Genomic DNA, 2,431 nt, shown 5'->3' with positions numbered 1-2,431 from the left:
TCACGAGTGAGGGCATCCAAGGCAGCGAAAGGCTCATCCATTAAAATATAACTAGGATTCGTTGCTAAAGCACGGGCTACACCAACTCGTTGCTGCTCCCCACCCGATAATTCATCAGGGTAGCGATTAAAATATTTTTCCGGTTCCAGATTAACCAGTTGTAACAATTCATTAACGCGTTTAATGCGTTGTTCTTTAGGAATTTTTATCAAACGCATAAGAATAGCGATGTTTTTTGCCACAGTCAGGTGGGGAAACAAACCGATGTGTTGAAACACAAATCCCATTGAGCGGCGCAACTGGACTTTAGGGCAGTCTTTAAGTTGCTTTCCATCAATTTTTATCATGCCCAAACTGGGTTTAAATGAATAATTAATTAATTTGAGAAGGGTTGATTTTCCGCTACCAGATGACCCTAGCAAGACTAAGATCTCATTATCAACAATAGACAAAGTAATGTTTTTATTGAGTAGGATTTTTTCCCATCAAAGGATTTAGAAACGTTATGTAATGTGATCATCGTTATCTACATCCTTGTAAAATGTATTTGCCATCATAACATCGGTTTCGCATTTTATGAAAATTGGATATTGGTTGACTCAATAAAATAAATTTAGGAATTTAATTTATTGAGTAACCTAAAAAGAAATTTCTTCCTGGCCATGTCTCGAGATGTTGGTTTTAACAACAACGAGTTGGTTGCGGCTCTCGGTGCATCATGTTTGGATCTTCAAAATGACTCTCGCGTGGTAACCGATTCTTTAACATCAGGTAGATGTGCCGAAGCCCCCAAAAAAGAGAAATAGCACGACAATCGCAAACCCTATAGTCAATGTCGCATCGACATAATCATTGAATAGTATTTGACGCATTTGCGCTAAATTTTTTGCTGGTACAAGTATTATTTCTTTCTCTAATGCTTGCTGGTAGAGGTTAGCATGAGCCAAGAAACCAAGTTTGGGGTTGCTTGAAAAGGCTTTTTGCCAACTGGCAGTGAGTGTGCAACTCAGCAGCCAAACGGTGGGTGCTAAGGTTACCGCAATAAAGCACTCCTTTTTTCTTTTTACCAGGACTACTGTAGCAAGAATGAGTGCTATCGCAGCGAGCATTTGATTAGCTATGCCAAATAAAGGCCATAAGGTATTAATTCCTCCCAAAGGATCGATAACGCCTTGATAAAGAAAATAGCCCCACATACTGACGCAAATTCCTGTAGCCAATATATTGGCTGGCCAAGATTCAGTATGCCGCATAGTGGGGAAAAGGGTTCCCAACAAATCTTGCAGCATAAAACGGCCTGCTCGTGTTCCGGCATCCACAGCAGTCAAAATAAATAAAGCTTCAAACAAGATGGCAAAATGATACCAAAATGCGAGCATGGCCTTGTTTTCAAAGAGCTGAGAGAAAATTTGCGCAATCCCAATGGCTAATGTTGGTGCGCCTCCTGTACGAGATAAGATCGTTTGCTCACCAATGGTTTCTGCCGTTGCTGTTAACATTTCGGGTGTTAAAGTAAATCCCCATTGTGAAATGGTTTCTGCTGCTTGCTGAGCGGTAGTTCCAATTAAAGCTGGCGGGCTATTGATTGCAAAATAAACGCCAGGCTCTAAACAGCATGCGGTAATAAGTGCCATGATCGCAACGAAAGACTCCATGAGCATACCGCCATAACCAATAAACCGTGCATCAGTTTCATTGGCTATCATTTTGGGTGTGGTGCCAGAGGCAATTAACGAGTGAAAACCCGATATTGCTCCACAAGCAATAGTGATAAACAAAAATGGAAATAATCCTCCTGCCCATACTGGCCCTGTGCCATTGATAAAAGGAGTCCAGGCTGGCATTTTGAGTGTAGGTGCGACGAGTAGAATAGCCAAGGCTAATGCCAGCATGGTACCAATTTTCAAGAAGGTGGATAAATAATCTCTTGGTGCTAGAAGAAGCCATACCGGCAACACGGCAGCGATAAAACCATAGCCTGTTAACAACCATACCAGCTCTTCGGCACTTGCTGTAAAATAAGGTGCCCATAACGTACTTTCGCTAATCTGGCGTCCGAATAGTATTGCTAAAAGAAGTAACAAAAATCCCAGGATAGAGACCTCAGTCACACGTCCTGGACGCAGATAGCGTAAATAAATTCCCATAAAGAGACCAATGGGTACTGTTGCTGCTACTGTAAACAAGCTCCATGGACTATTAGTGAGTGCTTTCACAACAATCAGGGCAAGAACAGCTAAAATGATGACCATAATCATAAACGTTGCACACTGTGCTACAACACCAGGTAACCAGCCCAACTCTGTACGTATTAATGTGCCCAGCGAGCGGCCATCGCGGCGCATGGAAATAACTAAAATAAAGAAATCTTGTACGGCGCCAGCTAAGACGACCCCGACTAAAATCCACAACATGCCAGGTGCATACCCCA

General features: G+C 42.2%; 2 protein-coding genes. Both read right to left on the bottom strand.

Going from position 1 to position 2,431, the window contains the following annotated elements:
• On the bottom strand, positions 1-452 hold a 452-nt coding region (locus BN58_RS26790), incomplete at its 3' end, for an ATP-binding cassette domain-containing protein (protein WP_019217969.1).
• Between the two features lie 315 nt (positions 453-767).
• Positions 768-2,431 (bottom strand): carbon starvation CstA family protein (locus BN58_RS26785; protein WP_019217968.1); only part of this gene is annotated, 1,664 nt, incomplete at its 5' end.

Origin of the sequence: Legionella tunisiensis, assembly GCF_000308315.1 — a bacterium.
Classification (GTDB): domain Bacteria; phylum Pseudomonadota; class Gammaproteobacteria; order Legionellales; family Legionellaceae; genus Tatlockia; species Tatlockia tunisiensis.
The sequence above is the reverse complement of the archived record's forward strand: the minus strand, read 5'-3'. Positions and strand labels throughout refer to the sequence as shown.